1 protein-coding gene is annotated in these 1,467 nt (G+C 66.3%); it reads right to left on the bottom strand.

The window, feature by feature from the left end; genetic code table 11:
* Positions 1–24 precede the first annotated feature (24 nt).
* Positions 25–1,338 carry an ISL3 family transposase gene (locus CSQ99_RS30565; protein WP_006240981.1) on the bottom strand — a complete coding sequence of 438 codons (1,314 nt, stop codon included), beginning with the start codon at positions 1,336–1,338 and terminating at the stop codon, positions 25–27.
* Positions 1,339–1,467: the final 129 nt, after the last annotated feature.

Genomic DNA, 1,467 nt, shown 5'->3' with positions numbered 1-1,467 from the left:
GGCTCTTCGATTTTGAGCGGGCAATCAGCATGATGTCTGGGTTGCGGCCCGCTGTTTGCGGGTGCAGTGGAAGCGTATCCGGCGGGCCGAGTTTTCTGTGTTTCTGAACCCGCACGCTGTGCGTTTGACCTGCTTGACGAGCCGGTTGTAGCCCTCGGTGCCGGCGTTGGTGATGCCGGTGGCGATGAAGGCGTTGATCTCGGGCCACCAGGTGTCCACGGTGGTGGCCAGGGTCAGCAGCTCCGGGATCTGCGAATCGATGCACCAGGACAGGAACCGGTGCAGGCGGTGCCGGGTCAGGTGCGGGTCGCCGCCGACGCGCACGGTGGACAGCAGGGTGCGCAGTTCTTCCTTGGCGATCCACGCTGAGAGGATCTGACCGGTGTCGTCAGCGGCGATGAGGGCGTTCCACATTTTGGCGAAACTCTTGCCCGACAGGCGTTCCCGAGCGCGCAGCAACCGTCGCCGGTTGGCCCATTCCGGGTCGATCTTGCGACCACGACGCTCACGTAGATCCCAGGTGACCCGTTGACGCACCTTGGTCACCGCGTCGTTGCCGAGCTTCACCAGGTGGAAGTGATCGACCACGATCGTCGCGTTGGGCAACAAGCCGGGTGTGCGGATCGCTGTCGCGTAGACCGCGGCCGGGTCGATGGCCACGTAGGCCACGCCCGCGCGGAAGGCTTCGGTGCGCTCAGAGAGCCAGTCGATGACCGCTGCGCCGGTGCGGCCTTCCCGTTGCCCCAGCAGGCCCTGATCGCCGGCCAGGTCGACGAACCCGGTGTCCCACGGGTCCACCCGCACCCACCCCTGCGTCACCGCGCAGTGTTCCCACCTGGGCTTTCCGCGGCGGGTCTCATCGATGCCCAGCACCGCGGTGGGCTGCGGTTCGACTAGCAGCGACTCGGCGTGGGCGACGAACGCGCGGTGCGCGGTCGGCCACGACACGCCGTGGCTGTTTGCGACCTCGGCCACAGAACGGGCCGCATCCCCGATCGCCGCACCGACCTGAGTGCGCAACCGCAGAGTTGTGCGGGCCCGCGCCGGCACCTGCGCGATGGACTCGGTGAAGGACCCGCGTTCACAGTAGTCCTCCCGGCAACGCCACCGGGTCTTGTGCCACCGCAGCATGATTCGCGCTTCACCGTAGGGGATATCCTTCGGTGCGGTGGCGACTCGGGCCTTCACCGAGGTGGACAACACCCCACACGACGGGCACGCCGCCGCGGACTCGCTCGCGGTCACCGCGTGCACTACTCGCGTCCCGTCGGCCCAGCGCTCGACACGCTCAACCCGCACTCCTGGCAGCCCAAACAACAATGTCGTACCGTCGGACACGGCCCTTGGTTCCCTTCGTCAGCCTGAATGCTTCGCAACTTTCAGACTTCGGAAGACCAAGGGCCTCCCCATGCAGCGACACGCCCTACGAGAGCGAAATCACAACTGCCCCATTAAAATCGAAGAGCC

Origin of the sequence: Mycobacterium neglectum (assembly GCF_002591975.1) — a bacterium.
Classification (GTDB): domain Bacteria; phylum Actinomycetota; class Actinomycetes; order Mycobacteriales; family Mycobacteriaceae; genus Mycobacterium; species Mycobacterium neglectum.
This window is presented reverse-complemented; position numbering and strand designations above follow the sequence as displayed.